Source organism: Dietzia sp. B32 (assembly GCF_024732245.1).
Lineage (GTDB): Bacteria > Actinomycetota > Actinomycetes > Mycobacteriales > Mycobacteriaceae > Dietzia.
Genome location: NZ_CP093845.1, coordinates 717,298 through 732,570, shown reverse-complemented (window position 1 = coordinate 732,570; position 15,273 = coordinate 717,298). Strand labels below are relative to the sequence as shown.

The 15,273-nt window shown below is 70.9% G+C and carries 14 protein-coding genes; 9 read left to right on the top strand and 5 right to left on the bottom strand.

Features of this window, described 5'->3' with window-relative positions:
- The first annotated feature begins 12 nt into the window (after positions 1-12).
- Entirely contained in the window at positions 13-1,155 is a 1,143-nt protein-coding gene (locus L8M95_RS03500) for a thiolase family protein (protein WP_260487986.1), read from the top strand.
- Positions 1,156-1,224: 69 nt separating this feature from the next.
- On the opposite strand, the gene L8M95_RS03495 is transcribed toward L8M95_RS03500, so the two are convergent.
- From L8M95_RS03495 to L8M95_RS03485, 3 genes are read right to left on the bottom strand one after another with little or no spacing between them, the layout of a single operon-like run.
- Positions 1,225-2,328 carry a zinc-binding dehydrogenase gene (locus L8M95_RS03495; RefSeq protein ID WP_260487984.1) on the bottom strand — a complete coding sequence of 368 codons (1,104 nt, stop codon included), beginning with the start codon at positions 2,326-2,328 and terminating at the stop codon, positions 1,225-1,227.
- Positions 2,329-2,349: 21 nt separating this feature from the next.
- Positions 2,350-3,531, bottom strand: a complete 1,182-nt coding sequence (locus tag L8M95_RS03490) for an acyl-CoA dehydrogenase family protein (protein ID WP_260487982.1) — start codon at positions 3,529-3,531, stop codon at positions 2,350-2,352.
- Entirely contained in the window at positions 3,528-4,697 is a 1,170-nt protein-coding gene (locus tag L8M95_RS03485) for a CoA transferase (RefSeq protein ID WP_260487980.1), read from the bottom strand. The genes L8M95_RS03490 and L8M95_RS03485 overlap by 4 nt, the downstream gene beginning before the upstream one ends.
- A gap of 122 nt (positions 4,698-4,819) precedes the next feature.
- Between L8M95_RS03485 and L8M95_RS03480 the strand changes: the two genes are divergently transcribed.
- The 3 genes from L8M95_RS03480 to fabG are packed head-to-tail and all read left to right on the top strand — an operon-like array spanning position 4,820 to position 7,999.
- Positions 4,820-6,064: an acyl-CoA dehydrogenase family protein gene (locus L8M95_RS03480; RefSeq protein ID WP_260487978.1), complete on the top strand. Its 1,245-nt coding sequence runs from the start codon at positions 4,820-4,822 to the stop codon at positions 6,062-6,064.
- Positions 6,061-7,278 carry a CaiB/BaiF CoA-transferase family protein gene (locus L8M95_RS03475; protein WP_260487976.1) on the top strand — a complete coding sequence of 406 codons (1,218 nt, stop codon included), beginning with the start codon at positions 6,061-6,063 and terminating at the stop codon, positions 7,276-7,278. Before L8M95_RS03480 ends, L8M95_RS03475 begins: the two co-directional genes overlap by 4 nt.
- A complete protein-coding gene (fabG, locus tag L8M95_RS03470; protein ID WP_260487974.1) occupies positions 7,259-7,999 on the top strand; it encodes a 3-oxoacyl-ACP reductase FabG in 741 nt (246 codons plus the stop codon). Before L8M95_RS03475 ends, fabG begins: the two co-directional genes overlap by 20 nt.
- Before the next feature lie 34 nt (positions 8,000-8,033).
- Here fabG and L8M95_RS03465 read toward each other — a convergent pair whose 3' ends face one another.
- Together L8M95_RS03465 and L8M95_RS03460 are read right to left on the bottom strand one after the other, a co-directional pair.
- Positions 8,034-8,792: a FadR/GntR family transcriptional regulator gene (locus tag L8M95_RS03465; protein ID WP_206472509.1), complete on the bottom strand. Its 759-nt coding sequence runs from the start codon at positions 8,790-8,792 to the stop codon at positions 8,034-8,036.
- Between the two features lie 26 nt (positions 8,793-8,818).
- Complete coding sequence (locus L8M95_RS03460) at positions 8,819-9,835, bottom strand: MaoC family dehydratase (protein ID WP_260487970.1); 1,017 nt, start codon at positions 9,833-9,835, stop codon at positions 8,819-8,821.
- A gap of 170 nt (positions 9,836-10,005) precedes the next feature.
- Here L8M95_RS03460 and L8M95_RS03455 point away from each other — a divergent pair, with 170 nt between their 5' ends.
- The 5 genes from L8M95_RS03455 to L8M95_RS03435 all read left to right on the top strand — a co-directional run bounded on the left by L8M95_RS03455 (position 10,006) and on the right by L8M95_RS03435 (position 15,128).
- Positions 10,006-11,160, top strand: a complete 1,155-nt coding sequence (locus tag L8M95_RS03455) for an acyl-CoA dehydrogenase family protein (RefSeq protein WP_260487969.1) — start codon at positions 10,006-10,008, stop codon at positions 11,158-11,160.
- A 13-nt stretch (positions 11,161-11,173) separates the two neighbouring features.
- Positions 11,174-11,626, top strand: a complete 453-nt coding sequence (locus L8M95_RS03450; RefSeq protein WP_260487968.1) for a MaoC family dehydratase — start codon at positions 11,174-11,176, stop codon at positions 11,624-11,626.
- Between the two features lie 41 nt (positions 11,627-11,667).
- Positions 11,668-12,894, top strand: a complete 1,227-nt coding sequence (locus tag L8M95_RS03445; RefSeq protein ID WP_260489144.1) for an acetyl-CoA C-acetyltransferase — start codon at positions 11,668-11,670, stop codon at positions 12,892-12,894.
- A 222-nt stretch (positions 12,895-13,116) separates the two neighbouring features.
- On the top strand, positions 13,117-14,472 hold the full coding sequence (locus tag L8M95_RS03440) for a PhoH family protein (protein ID WP_260487967.1): 1,356 nt from the start codon (positions 13,117-13,119) through the stop codon (positions 14,470-14,472).
- Between the two features lie 83 nt (positions 14,473-14,555).
- Positions 14,556-15,128 carry an LGFP repeat-containing protein gene (locus L8M95_RS03435; RefSeq protein ID WP_260487966.1) on the top strand — a complete coding sequence of 191 codons (573 nt, stop codon included), beginning with the start codon at positions 14,556-14,558 and terminating at the stop codon, positions 15,126-15,128.
- Positions 15,129-15,273: the final 145 nt, after the last annotated feature.

The following is a 15,273-nucleotide window of genomic DNA, read 5'->3' as shown; positions in this document are numbered from 1 at the left end:
AGGAACACGCACATGGGTGCAGTGATCGTGGAGGCCGTGCGCAGCGCGGTGGGCAAGCGCAAGGGTGGACTGGCCGGGGTGCATCCCGCCGATCTGTCGGGGACCGTTCTCAAGGCGCTGGCCGAGCGCGCCGGGATCGACGGTTCGATCGTCGAGGACGTCATCTGGGGCTGTGTCACCCAGGCAGGCGAGCAGGCCGGGGACATCGCCCGGACCGCCGCCCTGTCGGCGGGGTGGCCGGAGACGGTCACCGGCGTGACGATCGACCGGCAGTGTGGCTCGTCGCAGCAGGCGCTGAGCTTCGCGGTGGCCGTGGTCGAGTCCGGGTATCACGATGTCGTGGTGGCCGGCGGCGTCGAGTCGATGACGCGGGTGCCGATGGGCTCGCACGTCTCCTCCGAGTCGTTCCCGTACGGGCAGTCGTTCCTCGACCGCTACGACGGCACCGCCCCCAACCAGGGCGTCGGTGCAGAGATGATCGCCGAGCGGTGGGGCTTCACGCGCACCCAGCTCGACGAGTTCGCCGTGGCGTCGCACGAGAAGGCCGCCGCCGCGCAGGACGCCGGCTTCTTCGCCGGGCACATCGTGCCGGTGACCACCCCGGACGGCGTCTTCGACACCGACCAGGGCATCCGCCGCGGCAGCACCGTCGAGGGGCTGGCCGGACTGAAGACCCCGTTCAAGGAAGACGGCGTCATCCACGCCGGCAATGCCTCGCAGATCTCGGACGGCGCCGCGGCGATCCTCGTGATGAGCGAGGAGGCGGCCGCCAAGTACGGCTGCACCCCGATCGCACGGGTGCACACCGCAACGCTCGCCGGCGACGATCCGGTCATCATGCTCACCGCGCCGATCCCCGCCACGGCCAAGACACTGGCCAAGGCCGGACTGTCGATCGACGACATCGGGGTGTACGAGGTCAACGAGGCGTTCGCGTCCGTGCCGATGGCGTGGCTCGCCGAGACCGGGGCGGACCCGGCGAAGCTCAACCCCAACGGTGGCGCCATCGCGCTCGGGCACCCGCTCGGCGGCTCCGGCGCCCGGATCTTCGCCGACCTCGTCCATCACATGAAGAACGAGGGCATCAAGTACGGCCTGCAGACGATGTGTGAGGGCGGCGGCCAGGCCAACGCCACCATCATCGAGTTGCTCTGATCCGAGCCGGATCACCCGCCGCGACCCCCGACCTCCCTCACGGAGGCCGGGGGTCGCGGTGTTCGGTGGCTACTCCCCGGTGAGGACGACCGCCCGGCCGAGCACCTCGCCGCGATCCAGCGCCTCATAGGTCTCCGGTGCCGCCGAGAGCGGGACGCGCCGGGAGATCATCCCGCCCAGGTCGAGCTTCCCCGCGGCCAGCAGGCGCACGAGCGCCGGCACGTCCTGCCGGGCGCGGGCCCCGTAGGACCCCTTGATCTGGATCTTGCGACGCACGATGCGGGCCAGGTCCACGTCCAGCGAGGTGCCCGCGGGTGGGATCCCCACGACGACGACCCGGCCGCCCTCGCGGGCGATGTCGGTCGCCTGCCGGGTGGTGGCCGCCGACCCCAGGGCCTCGAAGGCGACGTCCACCCCGCGACCGCCGGTGATCTCCATGATCGCCTCGGTCGCGTCGACCGCCCGCGAGTTGACGGTGTGGGTGGCACCCATGCGGCGGGCGAGGGCGAGCTTGTCGTCGTCCACATCGATGGCGATGACCGATTCGGCGCCACTGACCGCCGACAGCTGGACGATGTTCTGACCGACCCCACCTACCGCCACCACCGCGACGGATTCCCCGGTCCGGACGTCGCCCACGTTGCGGACCGCGCCGTAGGCGGTGAACATCGAGCAGCCGAGGATGGCGGAATCGGTGAGGTCGAGCTGCTCGGGGAGGGCGAACACCGCGGTGGCGGGCGTGACGCTGTACTCGGCCAGCCCGCCCATCGAGTACATGGAGAGTGGTTCGCCGGAGGCCCGGTGCAGGCGGGTCTCGCCGTCGTACAGGGTGCCGCGCAGACGGTTGTACTCGAAGAACGTCGAGCAGATGTCCTCCATCCCGCGGGCACAGTTCTCGCACGATCCACACGGCATGATGAACGAGCCGACCACCCGGTCGCCGGGGCGGACGTGGGTGACCCCGGGGCCGACCTCGGCGACGACGCCCGAGATCTCGTGGCCCAGGACCCCCGGCAGCGGGAATCCGACCTCGCCCTTCATCACGTGCAGGTCGGTGTGGCAGACCCCGCAGGCGTGGTTGTGGACCAGCACCTCACCCGCTCGCGGTTCGGGGATCGGGATGTCCTCGATCACCAGCGGGGACCCGGTCTCCACACACACCGCAGCTCTCATGGTGCCGACTGTACGCAGTCGTCAGCGGCCGAGGAGCTCGTCCGAGATGATCCGCATCTGGATCTCGCTGGTGCCCTCGAAGATGCGGGTGAGGCGGGCGTCCCGCCAGTGCCGTTCCACCTGGAAGTCGGTGGTGTAGCCGGCCCCGCCGTGGATCTGGACGCCCTGCGAGGTCACCCGCTCGGCCATCTCGGTGGCCACGAGCTTGCACATGGCGGCCTCGAGCGAACAGCGGCGGCCCGAGTCGATCGCGGTGGCGACGGAGTACATGAGCTGGCGCGCCGCCTCGATGTCGGCCGCCATCTTGGCGATCTCGAAGCGCAGGTACTGGAACTCGCCGATCGGGCGGCCGAACTGCTCGCGGGTGGCGACGTAGGCGATCGAGTCCTCCAGCGCCGCCCGGGCCAGACCGATGGCGCGGGCCGCGGTGTGCGCCCGGCCGACCTCGAGCCCGGACACCGCCATGTAGAAGCCCCTGCCCTCCTCGCCGAGCAGCGCGTCGGCGGGGATCCGGAAGTCGTCGAAGGACAGCTCCCAGGTCTGCCACCCGAAGTAGCCGATCTTGCGGACCGGAGTGCCGGTGATACCGGCGGGAAAGGAGCCGCGCTCCTTCTCCACCAGGAAGGTCGAGATGCCCCGGTACGGCTTGTCCGGGTCGCGGTCCGGATCGGTGCGGGCGAACAGGACGAGGTAGTCGGCCCGGTCTGCGTACGTGCACCACATCTTGGTGCCCTTGATGACCCATTCGTCGCCGTCGCGGACGGCGCGGCACGAGATGTTGGCGACGTCGGACCCCGCCTCGGCCTCCGACAGCGCGTAGGCGCCCAGCCACTCGCCACGGGCGACGCGGGGGAGCAGGCGGGCCTGCTGCTCGGCGGTGAACCCGCCGCCCATGCCGTTGCCCCGGGCGAGCAGACCCGACACGGACAGCCACCCCCGGGCCAGCTCCTCGGCGACCAGGCAGTACTCGAAGACTCCCAGTCCCAGGCCGCCGTGCTCCTCGTCGATCATGATCCCGAAGAAGCCCATGTCGGCCATCTTCTGCCGTAGCTCGTCCGGGATGTCGCCCTTCTCCGGGTCCAGGCGGTTCGCGACCGGGAGGACCTCCCTGGCGGTGAAGTCCCGGGCGAGGTCCCGGATCGCGAGCCGGTCCTCCGTGAGGTAGACGGGAACGTCCTCGCGGGCGGTGGGTTCGTGGGTCATCCGGATCGTCCTCCCGGGGTGAGTCGGTCGTTGCCCGCGCCGAGGGAGGGCGCCGGGCCGGTGCCGAGGTGGTCCCCGTCGAACGTCGCCGGGTACGCGGCGGCCAGATAGGGGCCGATGCCGGGTTGGTCGAGGCGGGAGAAGAGGGGGTTGGTCTCGAGCTCGCCCTCCGAGACGACCTCGGCGAACGTGCGGTATCGCTCGTGGAGCACCACCGAGTCGGCGAGGGCGCGCGCGACCTCGTCGGTGCTCCGGGCGGAAAACCAGCGGGCGAACAGTGCGGCGAGGACCTCGCGATAGGAGTAGCGGTCGCCCTCTTCGGTGAAGTCGGCGCCGGTCGCGGTCTCGAGCGCGTCGACGGCCTCCCGGGTGCCTGTGAGGCGAGCCAGGTCGTGGAAGTGCCGGGTGGTCAGGGCGACGATCATGAACCGACCGCCGTCGCGGGTGGTGAAATCCGTGCCGAACGTCCCGTAGACGTGATTGCCCACCGCGGGGCGCGACGACCCGTCGAGCTGGGGTTCGGTCAGGTACCCGAGCGTCCCCGCGGTGGCCAGGGCGACGTCGTCGAGGGGGAGCACGATCCGCCGCCCGCGGCCGGTGCGTTCGCGCTCGCGGACGGCCGCCACCACGGCCAGCGCCGCGTGCAGTCCGGCGGCCACGTCCCAGGCCGGCAGGACATGGTTGACGACGGTCCCGCCCTCGGCCGGGCCGGTGATCGAGGGGAAGCCCAGGGCGGCGTTGACCGTGTAATCCACCCCGGGCCGGCCGTCGCGGCGGCCGAGCAGTTCGAGGGTGATGACGTCCTCGCGCTCGGCGGCCAGGACGTCGTGACTCATCCAGCTCCGACCTCCCGAGTTCGTCACGAGGATCCCCCCGCCCTCGCCGGGCGCGGTGACGAGCTCGCGGAATGCCCGCCGGCCGTCGTCGGAGCGCAGGTCGAGGGTGACCGACGCCTTGCCCCGGTTGAGCCCGGTCCAGTAGATCGACGTCCCGCCGGGCGCCAGGGGCCACCGGTTCACGTCCGCGGCACCACCCACCGGGTCGACCCGGATGACCTCGGCGCCGAGTTGCGCGAGCGTGAGTCCGCAGAGGGGTGAGGCGACGAAGCTCGAGAGCTCGACGACGCGGATCCCGTCCAGCGGTCGGGACGCGGAGGGCTCTGTCATCAACGGCTCCCGGTGGGGCGGCGGGCCAGTTGCCCCGCGGTGCAAATCCTGATAATAGTTTGAAGCATACAGCGTGGAAATGTGTTCCGCGACACCCATCGCCGGCGGACAGGGGCGAGACCATGAGCGAGCAGCCGAGCAGCGCGACCCCCGTGGTCGACACAGACACGGAGAGCGACACGGAGGTCGACGCGGAAGACTTCGCGGCCATCCTCGCGACCACGCGTGAGTACATCCGCACGATGGTCGTACCCCGCGAGCAGGAGATCGCCGACACCGACGCGGTCCCCGACGACATCCGTGCAGACCTGGCCGACATGGGCTTGTTCGGGTACGCGATCCCACAGCAGTGGGGCGGGTTGGGCCTCGACCTGACCCAGGATGTCGAGTTGGCGATGGAATTCGGCTACACGACGCTGGCCATGAGGTCGTTGTTCGGAACCAACAACGGGATCGCCGGCCAGGTTCTCGTGAACTTCGGCACCGACGCCCAGAAGGCTGAATGGCTCGAGCGGATCGCCTCCGGCGAGGTCATCGCCTCGTTCGCCCTGACCGAGGACGGCGCCGGCTCGAACCCCGCCGGGCTGACCACGAAGGCCGTGCGAGACGGCGGTGCGGGCAGTGAGGGCGGTGACTGGATCATCGACGGCACCAAGCGCTTCATCACCAACGCCCCGCTGGCGGATCTGTTCATCGTGTTCGCACGTACCCGTCCCGCCGATGCCGGCGGGACGGGGATCGCCGTGTTCCTCGTCCCGGCGGACGCCCCGGGCGTGAGTGTCGGCCCCAGGGACAAGAAAATGGGGCAGGAGGGCGCGTGGACCGCCGAGGTGGACTTCCGGGGTGTGCGCGTACCCGCCACCGCCCTGGTGGGGGGCGACGAGGACGCCGGGTACCGGGCGGCGATGACCTCGCTGGCCCGCGGCCGCATCCACATCGCCGCCGTCGCCGTGGGATCGGCGCAGCGGGCGCTCGACGAGTCGCTCGCCTTCGCGGCGACCACCACCCAGGGTGGCGAGGCCATCGGCGGGTTCCAACTGGTCCAGGGGATGCTCGCCGACCAGCAGACCGGCGTCATGGCGGGGCGGGCCCTCGTCCGCGAGGCCGCCGCCAAGTACGTCTCCGGCGAGGACCGACGGATCGCCCCCTCGGTGGCCAAGCTGTACTGCACCGAGATGGTCGCCGACGTCGCGGACAAGGCGGTCCAGATCCACGGCGGCACGGGCTACATGCGGGGCGTGGCGGTGGAGCGGATCTACCGCGACGTCCGGCTGCTCCGACTGTACGAGGGCACGAGCGAGATCCAGCGCCTCATCATCGGCGGTGGCCTAGTGAGGAGCGCGATGCGGGACGCGGGCTCCCGGTGACCGGCGAGCCCCTGCCGCTGGCGGGGATCACCGTTCTCGCCGTGGAGCAGGCCGTCGCCGCGCCGCTGGCGACCCGGCACCTGGCCGACCTGGGGGCGCGGGTCATCAAGATCGAACGCCCGGGGGAGGGCGACTTCGCCCGCGCCTACGACGACGCCGTGCACGGGCTGGCCTCCCACTTCGTGTGGCTGGGCCGGGGCAAGGAGTCGATCGAACTGGATCTCGCCTCGCCGGGCGGCAGGCAGACCGCGTTGGCCCTGGCCGACCGGGCGGACGTGGTGATCAGCAATCTGGCCCCCGGGGCGATGGACCGGTTGGGACTCGGGGCGACCGCACTGCGCGAGCGGCGGGACGACCTCGTCGTCGTCACCATCTCCGGCTACGGCGACACCGGCCCGTACTCGGGCCGCAAGGCCTACGACATGCTCGTGCAGGCCGAGGCCGGGCTGTGCTCGATCACCGGCACCCCCGAGTCCGCCACCAAGACCGGGGTGCCGGTGTCCGACATCGCGACCGGGATGTACGCCCTGTCGGCGATCCAGTCTGCGCTCTTCCGGCGGGAACGGACCGGGCGCGGGGCCACCGTCGAGGTGTCCATGTTCGAGGCCACCGCCGAGTGGATGGGCCACCCCATGTACACCCGGATGTATGCGGGGAGGCAGGTCGAGCGGATGGGACTGTCCCACGCGTCGATCTGCCCGTACGACGCGTTCCCGACCCGCGACGGGCAGGTGCTGATCGGCGTCCAGAACGACCGGGGGTGGGCCGCACTGGTGCGCGACGTGTTGGGGCGGCCGGAGCTGGTCGACGACGAGAGGTACGCCACCAACATCGCCCGCGTCGCCCGGAGAGCCGAGGTGGACGCGCTGATCGGGTCCCTGACCAGGGGGTTCGACTCGGTGGAGCTGGCCGACCGGCTCGACGAGTTCGGCGTCCCCGCCGCCCGGCTCAACGACGTCGCCGGGCTGGTCGACCACCCGCAGCTCGAGGCGCGGGACCGGTGGCGGGACGTCGAGACGCCCGGGGGCCCGGTCCGCGGCCTGCTCCCGCCGATGACCTTCACCGAGGTAGAGCTGCCGATGGGGCCCGTCCCCGCGCTGGGGCAGCACACCGATGCGATCCTGGCGGAACTCCGGCGTGACGGAGCACTCGGGAACACCACCGACCACGACACACGAGAAGAGGACACACACCATGGGCCTGCTCGAGGGTAAGACCGCAGTCGTCACCGGGGCCGCTCGCGGCATCGGGTTGGAGATCGCCCGGACGTTCATCGACCAGGGCGCGCGGGTGATGATCGGCGACATCGACGACGAGGCGGGCGCCGCGGCCGTCGCCGACCTGGGCGGGCAGGACTCCGCGCGCTACGTCCACTGCGACGTCCGGGACGGGGCGGCGGTCGAGGCGATGATCGACGTGGCCGAGGAGGCGTTCGGGCCGCTGGGGGTGTTCGTCAACAACGCCGGCGTCACCCGTGACGCGACCATGCGCAAGATGACAGAGCAGCAGTTCGACGACATCATCGCCATCCACCTCAAGGGGACGTGGAACGGCACCCGCGCCGCCGCCGGCCGGATGCGCGGGCACGGGGGAGGGGCGATCGTCAACATCTCGTCGATCTCCGGCAAGGTCGGTCTCGTCGGCCAGACCAACTACTCCGCAGCCAAGGCCGGGATCGTGGGGCTCACCAAGGCGGCGGCCAAGGAGGTGGCGTTCGCGGGGGTGCGCGTCAACGCGGTCCAGCCGGGGCTCATCCGCACCGCCATGACACTGGCCATGCCCGAGCACGTCTGGGAGGAGAAGTTGGCCGAGATCCCCATGGGGCGCGCAGCCGAGCCGAGCGAGGTCGCGCAGGTGGTGCTGTTCCTCGCCAGCGACATGTCCAGTTACATGACCGGCACCGTCCTGGAGATCACGGGAGGGCGGCACATCTGAGTGCCCGGACCGCGGGCCGTGCGATGCCGTGCGCTCAGGCGAGGTCCCAGCGGATCGGCTGGGCGAGTTCGGACCGGAACCGCTTCTCGAGGTACGTGGTGTGCTCGTCGATGTGCACGGACATCAACCGGGAGGCGGTGTCCGCGTCGCGATCGGCGATCGCGGCGTAGATGTCCTCATGGATGTCGCAGGTCAGCTCGCGTTGGCGCTTCGGGTAGCTGATCCCCATCGAGGCCCCGGCGATGAGGCCCGTCAGCGCGTCGAAGAGGTAGCCGAAGAGGGCGTTTCCGGAACTCCAGGCGATGAGCTCGTGGAAGCGTTCCGAGTGCGCGGAGAAGGCTGCCGGGTCGGCCGACCGTGCCCGGGTCTCCCGGAGGTTCTCCGCGAGTCGCTCCAGGCCGGCGTCGTCGATGCGGGTGGTGGCCAGCCGCGCGATACCCGGCTCGAGGGCGGCGCGGGCCTCCATGATCGTCGAGAACGGGGCGTTCTCGAACTGCAGGAGCAGGCTCAGGGTGGCGGCGAGGGTGCCGCCGTCGGGTTGCTGCACGATGGGGCCGCCGCCCGGGCCGGGCTTGAGCATGATGACGCCCTGGAGCTCCAGGTAGCGGAGCGATTCCCGGAGGGTGCCGCGGCCGACCCCGTACTCCTCCAGCATGAGGTGCTCGGGCGGCAGCCGGTCGCCGACGGTGTTCCCGCGGCGGGAGATGTCCTCGACGATCTGTTGGGCCACGAGCAAAGCCGTCTTCTTGGGTCGGCCTACCGCCGGGCGGACCCCGCCGCTGCCTGAACTCATGGCCACCATTATCTCCGTCTCCCGTCTCAGGGCATGAGCACGGTGTAGGTCCAGTCCAGGACGGGCGCGTCGCCGTCCTGCCGGTGCGCGGTGACGAGCGACCGCAGGTCGAGCGCCGTCCCACCTCCTGCCGCCTCCACCGCCGCGCCCACCACGACGTCGCTGCTCAGGGTGTCGCCCTCGCGGACCGGACCCACGTGGTCGCACGAGTGCCACCCGAGCACCGTGAGCATGGACGGCAGGGCCCGGGTGGCCTGCGAGAGCGCGAGTCCGATGGTGTGGCCGCCGTAGACCAGCCGGCCGGAGCCCGAGACGCGGCCGTCGTGATGGGTTCGGGCGACGTTCATGGTCAGCCGCGCCAACTCGGGTGCACCCGACACCACGTCGGCGCCCGGTCGCAGGACGGTGCCGGCCGCGGGGATCGACGGTGGTCCGCCGGGGAGCGCGGCGCGGTAGGCGTCGAGGTTCCAGCCCTGCGGCGTCGCCCACGGGCGCTCGTGCCCGCCGCCGATGCGCGAGAGGTCGTCGTCGTGGACGCAGGACGTGGGGTCCACGCCCCCGGACATCGGCAGCATCGCGCACCGGTGGAAGTCCAGGACGGCCCGGCCGTCCTGGTCGGTCGTCGTGATCCGGAGGGCGACCAGCCCGGTGGGGGCGCGGCCGGGCCTGGGGGAGTTGGTCCTGAGTCCCACCACCTCGGTCCTCGTCGTCAGGGTGTCACCGATCCGGGGAGCCGCCAGGAGACGCAGGCCCCGGTAGAAGAGGTTCGCCCGGACGTGGTGGGTCACCACGGTGGACTGGCCGATCGCGATGTCGGTCACCAGCCCGGGGTGTGCCACAGCGGCGCCGGTGACCGCGTGGGACAGGTGGCGGTCCAGCGGCAGGCGCAGGCGGTCACCGAGGATGGCCTGGTGCGCGGCCGCCAACCCGTCGGTGAGGGTGACCGAGGGGGCCTCGTCGAAGACCTGTCCCACCTCGAGCTGGTCGAAGTAGGGGCCGCCGATCTCCACGACGGGCCCCTGCGGGGTGGGGTTCTCGGTCATCGCGGCCTCCTTCCGGCCCGGGTGGCGTGCGTCGCGAGCCCGCGCCGGCGTCCGCTGACACACTACACAAAACCATGCGCATGATTATTGACTATTGGGCACGCGGTTGCGACGATGAGGTCCGGAGCCCGCCTGACCGGCGGATGGAGACGACGACGAGGTGTTCTGCGATGCCGGACCTGAACGATGACGAGGCCTACCTGGTCGCGACCGTGCGTCAGTTCATCGATCGCGACGTCACGCCGTACGTGCGCGAGATGGAACACGCGAACGAGTACCCCGAACGCTGGATCGAGCAGATGAAGGCGATCGGCATCTACGGTCTGGCGGTGCCCGAGGAGTTCGGGGGGACGCCGGTCTCGATGCCGTGCTACGTCCGCGTCACCGAGGAGCTGGCCCGCGGGTGGATGTCGCTCGCCGGCGCCATGGGCGGGCACACCGTGGTCGCCTCACTGCTCAGCGGGTTCGGCACCGAGGAGCAGAAGGCCACCTACCTCCCCCGGCTGGCGACCGGCGAGATCCGGGCGACCATGGCGCTGACGGAACCCGGCGGGGGCTCCGACCTCCAGGCGATGACCACCACCGCGACGGCCGAGGGTGACGAGCTCGTGATCACCGGTGCCAAGACGTGGATCTCCAACGCGCGACGCTCCGGCCTCATCGCCCTGTTGTGCAAGACCGACCCGTCGGCGCTGCCGAAGCACAGGGGGATCTCGATCGTCCTGGTCGAGCACGGGCCCGGTCTTACGGTCTCCGAGGACCTGTCCAAGCTCGGGTACAAGGGCGTCGAGACGTGTGAGCTGTCCTTCGACGGCTACCGCACCCCCGCCTCCCGGATCCTGGGAGGAGAACCGGGTAAGGGGTTCGCGCAGATGATGAAGGGCCTGGAGACCGGGCGTATCCAGGTGGCGAGCCGCGCGCTGGGCGTCGCGGCCGCCGCGCTGGAGGACTCCCTCGCGTACGCGCAGCAGCGCGAATCCTTCGGGCAACCCATCTGGAAGCACCAGGCCATCGGACACCGCCTGGCCGACATGGCCACCAAGCTCACCGCCGCACGCCAGCTCACCCTGTTCGCCGCCGAGAAGTTCGACGCGGGGCAGCGGTGCGACATGGAGGCGGGGATGGCCAAGCTCTTCGCCTCCGAGGTGGGGATGGAGATCGCGCTCGACGCGGTCCGGATCCACGGTGGCTACGGGTACTCGACGGAGTACGACATCGAACGGTACTTCCGCGACGCCCCGCTCATGATCGTGGGCGAGGGGACCAACGAGATCCAGCGCAACGTCATCGCATCGCAACTGGTGGCACGTGGCGGGTTGGAATGAGGAGAGGACTGTCGTGAAGGTGTTCGAGGGACTGGAGCAGCTCGAGGCCGAGCTCGGTCGGCACGTCGGGTACAGCGACTGGATGGAGATCACCCAGGAGCGGATCGACGCGTTCGCCGAGGCCACCGGGGACCACCAGTGGATCCACGTCGACCCGGTCCGGGCCGCCGACGGGCCGTACGGTCGCACCATCGCGCACGGGTACCTCACCCTGTCGCTGCTGCCGGTGCTCGGCGCCGAGGTGATGGAGATCCGGGGATTCGCCATGATGATCAACTACGGGGTCGACAAGGTGCGGTTCCCCGCGCCGGTGCCGGTCGGGTCACGTATCCGTGCGGGGATCGAGTTGACGTCGCTCCAGCGGAAGTCGTCCGGAGTCCAACTCAACAGTCTGGTGACCGTCGAGGTCGAGGGTTCCGACCGGCCGGCGGTCGTGGCCGAGACCGTCCGGATGATGGTCGAGTGAGGCGACAGGCCCCGGTGCCCGGATCCAGGATGGCCGAGGCACTGGCCGACGTGGTGGTCTGTGAACCCGTCCGGACCGCGGTGGGCCGCCGGGGCGGCGTCCTGGCGCCACTGCAGGCCGCCGACCTCGCCGCGGCCGCGATCGCGGGACTCATCGAGCGCACCGGCCTCGGAACGGCGGACATCGGCGACGTGATCCTGGGCCAGTGTTACCCCAACGGCGAGGCGCCCGCGATCGGCCGGGTCGCGGCACTCGACGCCGGTCTGGACATCAGCACGCCGGGGATCCAGATCGACCGACGCTGCGGATCGGGCCTGCAGGCCGTGCTCAACGCCGCCATGCAGGTCGCCGTCGGCGTGAGCGACGTGGTGATCGCCGGTGGCGCCGAGTCGATGTCGAACAGCGAGTTCTACTCCCTCGGGCTGCGCGGCGGGGTCCGCGGCGACCGGGTCGAGTTCATCGACCGGATCGCCCGAGGCCGGGTGACCTCCGGTGGCCGCGACCACCCGGTCGAGGGCGGCATGCTGGAGACCGCCGAGAACCTCCGGGCGGAGTTTTCGATCTCCCGGGCCGAACAGGATGAACTGGCGGCCGAGAGTCAGCGGCGCGCGGTCGCCGCGCAGGACTCGGGCGTGTTCGACGAGGAGATCGTGCCGGTGCGGGTCCCACAGCCGAAGGGCGACCTCGTCGTCGTCGACACAGACGAGCACCCCCGGCGAGGCGTCACGGCTGCCTCCCTCGCCGACCTGCGACCCATCCGCTCCCGCGTCGATCCCGACGCCACGGTCACCGCGGGCAACGCGTCGGGGGAGAACGACGGGGCCTCGGTGTGCGTGGTGACCACCCGACGCCGCGCGGAGGAGCTGGGACTGCGCGCCTTCGTCCGACCGCTCGGCTGGACCGTGACCGGGGTCCACCCCGCGCGGATGGGCATCGGCCCGGTCTCCGCGACGGCCGGGTTGCTCGACCGGCTCGACCTGCGACTGTCGGACTTCGATCTGATCGAACTCAACGAGGCGTTCGCCGCGCAGGTACTCGCGTGCCTGAGGGAATGGGAATCGGGCCACGGGTTCACCGCCGCCGATCGCGAGCGGCTCAACGTGCACGGCTCCGGGATCTCGCTCGGGCATCCCGTCGGGGCGACGGGGACCCGGATCCTCACCACCCTGTCGCGCGAACTCGCGCGGCGGGAGGGCACGCTCGCGCTGGAGACGATGTGCCTCGGTGGTGGGCAGGGGCTGGCCGCGGCGTTCGAACGAGTGGCGTGACGGGCCTCCTGATAGTTCACCCAGACTTAACTACAGGGATGTGATTCGGGCGTAGCGTCATCGGCAACGGTCGGTGGGGAAGCCGACCGTCGGGAGGTCCCAGCCGATGATCGTCTGTCTCGATCGGGAGGGGGCCGGCACCCGGCCCCGTCACCACCGGGTGACCTGGGCCGGCCGGTCCATCCCAACACGCTCGCGGGTGCCGCGGGCGAGGAGCGCGCCGTGACCGACACCGTACGTACCTACGTCCTCGACACCTCGGTTCTGCTGTCCGACCCGTGGGCCGTCACCCGCTTCGCCGAGCACCGAGTGGTGCTGCCCATCGCGGTGATCAGCGAGCTGGAGGGCAAGCGCAATCATCCCGAGCTGGGCTACTTCGCCCGCGAGGCGCTGCGGCTGCTCGAGGACCTGCGCCTGCGGCACGGGCGCCTCGACGGCGACATCGCCGTCACCGCCGCCGGAGGGACCCTCCGGGTCGAGCTCAACCACACCGATCAGGCCGTCCTGCCGTCCGGGTTCCGCGATACGGGCAACGACTCCAGGATCCTCGCGTGTGCGCTCAACCTCCGGGCCGAGGGTGCCGACACCGTGCTGGTCTCCAAGGACGTCCCGCTGCGGGTCAAGGCGGGATCGGTCGGGCTCCCCGCCGACGAGTACCGCGCCCAGGACGTGGTGCTGACCGGCTACAGCGGGGTCGCCGACCTGCCCGCCACCCAGGAGCTGGTGGACACTCTGTTCTCGGCTGGTGGGACGTCGCCGTTGGCCGCCCGGGCCGCGGGGCTGGAGAGCGGGACCCCGGTGCACTGCGGTGTCCGGGTCCAGACCGAGTCGTCGTCGGCGCTGGCCCGCGTCACCGTCGACGGTGGGCTCCGGCTGGTCCGCGGCGATGTCGAGGTGTTCGGCCTGCGGGGACGCTCCGCCGAGCAGCGCATCGCGATCGACTGCCTGCTGGACGAGTCGATCGGGATCGTGTCCCTCGGCGGGCGGGCGGGCACAGGCAAGTCGGCGCTCGCGCTGTGCGCGGGCCTGGAGTCGGTCCTGGAGAGGCGTCGGCACCGCAAGATCGTCGTGTTCCGCCCGCTCTACGCCGTGGGCGGCCAGGAACTGGGCTACCTGCCGGGCAGCGAGTCGGAGAAGATGTCGCCCTGGTCCCAGGCAGTGTTCGACACCCTCGAGGGACTGGTGAGCGAGAACGTGATCGACGAGGTCCTGGACCGCGACATCCTCGAGGTGCTGCCGTTGACCCACATCCGCGGGCGGAGCCTGCACGACTCGTTCGTCATCGTCGACGAGGCGCAGTCACTGGAGCGGAACGTCCTGCTCACGGTGCTCTCGCGATTGGGGACCGGGTCGCGGGTCGTCCTCACCCACGACGTCGCTCAGCGGGACAACCTCCGGGTCGGCCGGCACGACGGCATCCAGGCGGTGGTGGAGAAGCTCAAGGGGCACCCACTGTTCGCGCACGTCACCCTGAGTCGCTCGGAACGCTCGGCGATCGCCGAACTCGTCACCACCATGTTGGAGGAGTTCCACCCGGAGGGCTCCTCCGGGGAGCTGCGACGGATCCACGCCGCCTGACGGGATGCCCCGGGCACCGTGGGATGATTCGGGTCCGGGCTCGTCGAGTCCGGGCCCGAATCTTGCCGTAACGGAGGTCTCCCATGTCCCGTCGCCCGACACTGGTGTCCGCGCTCCCGGTCGTCGTCGCGTGCGCCCTCGTGCTGGGCGCGTGCGGCGATCAGGTCCCCGGTGGCATGCCGGCCGAGGCGCAGTCCCAGACCGGTGCCGGGTCGGACGGTGCCGGGTCGGAGGCCGACGGGGCGTCGGATCAACCGGGCGTCGGGCAGGCGGCCGGGTCCGATGCGGACGACCCGATCGTCGTCAAGATCGGCGAGGACGAGTTCCTCACGAACATGGCCATCTACCGCCGGTACAGCGACGCCAAGGAGACTCCGCTCGCGCTGCAGGCCCCAGTCGCCCCGGCCGAGGAACTCGACGGCGGTAGGAAGCAAGACTTCATCGACGGGACCGTCTACTGGTCACCGGCCACCGGAGCGCAGATCGTGCGCGGGCAGATCCTCGCCACCTACCTCGACAACGGCGGGCCGGCCGGCCGGTTGGGGTGGCCCGTGAGCGACGAGACCGCCGCCGACGGGATCATCTACTCGGATTTCCAGAACGGGCAGATCCGCCTGGAGGACCAGTCCATCCGGGTCATCGAGCACTCCGGCTGAACCGGTACGCGCCGCTAGCCGCAGGTGCGATGCGTGTCGGGACCATTCCCGACGCGCAACTCCCCGCGAGGCGGGCATTCCGGGCGCGCAGCCGATCGGCGGTGGGAGGCCGAGCGGTGGGAGGCCGTGCGGTGGTCCGGTGGTC

Bases quoted from the DNA above. Each gene is read 5' to 3' on its own strand.
- L8M95_RS03500 (WP_260487986.1), top strand. From the start codon at position 13: ATGGGTGCAGTGATCGTGGAGGCCGTGCGCAGCGCGGTGGGCAAGCGC.
- L8M95_RS03495 (WP_260487984.1), bottom strand. From the start codon at position 2,328: ATGAGAGCTGCGGTGTGTGTGGAGACCGGGTCCCCGCTGGTGATCGAG.
- L8M95_RS03490 (WP_260487982.1), bottom strand. From the start codon at position 3,531: ATGACCCACGAACCCACCGCCCGCGAGGACGTTCCCGTCTACCTCACG.
- L8M95_RS03485 (WP_260487980.1), bottom strand. From the start codon at position 4,697: ATGACAGAGCCCTCCGCGTCCCGACCGCTGGACGGGATCCGCGTCGTC.
- L8M95_RS03480 (WP_260487978.1), top strand. From the start codon at position 4,820: ATGAGCGAGCAGCCGAGCAGCGCGACCCCCGTGGTCGACACAGACACG.
- fabG (WP_260487974.1), top strand. From the start codon at position 7,259: ATGGGCCTGCTCGAGGGTAAGACCGCAGTCGTCACCGGGGCCGCTCGC.
- L8M95_RS03465 (WP_206472509.1), bottom strand. From the start codon at position 8,792: ATGAGTTCAGGCAGCGGCGGGGTCCGCCCGGCGGTAGGCCGACCCAAG.
- L8M95_RS03460 (WP_260487970.1), bottom strand. From the start codon at position 9,835: ATGACCGAGAACCCCACCCCGCAGGGGCCCGTCGTGGAGATCGGCGGC.
- L8M95_RS03455 (WP_260487969.1), top strand. From the start codon at position 10,006: ATGCCGGACCTGAACGATGACGAGGCCTACCTGGTCGCGACCGTGCGT.
- L8M95_RS03435 (WP_260487966.1), top strand. From the start codon at position 14,556: ATGTCCCGTCGCCCGACACTGGTGTCCGCGCTCCCGGTCGTCGTCGCG.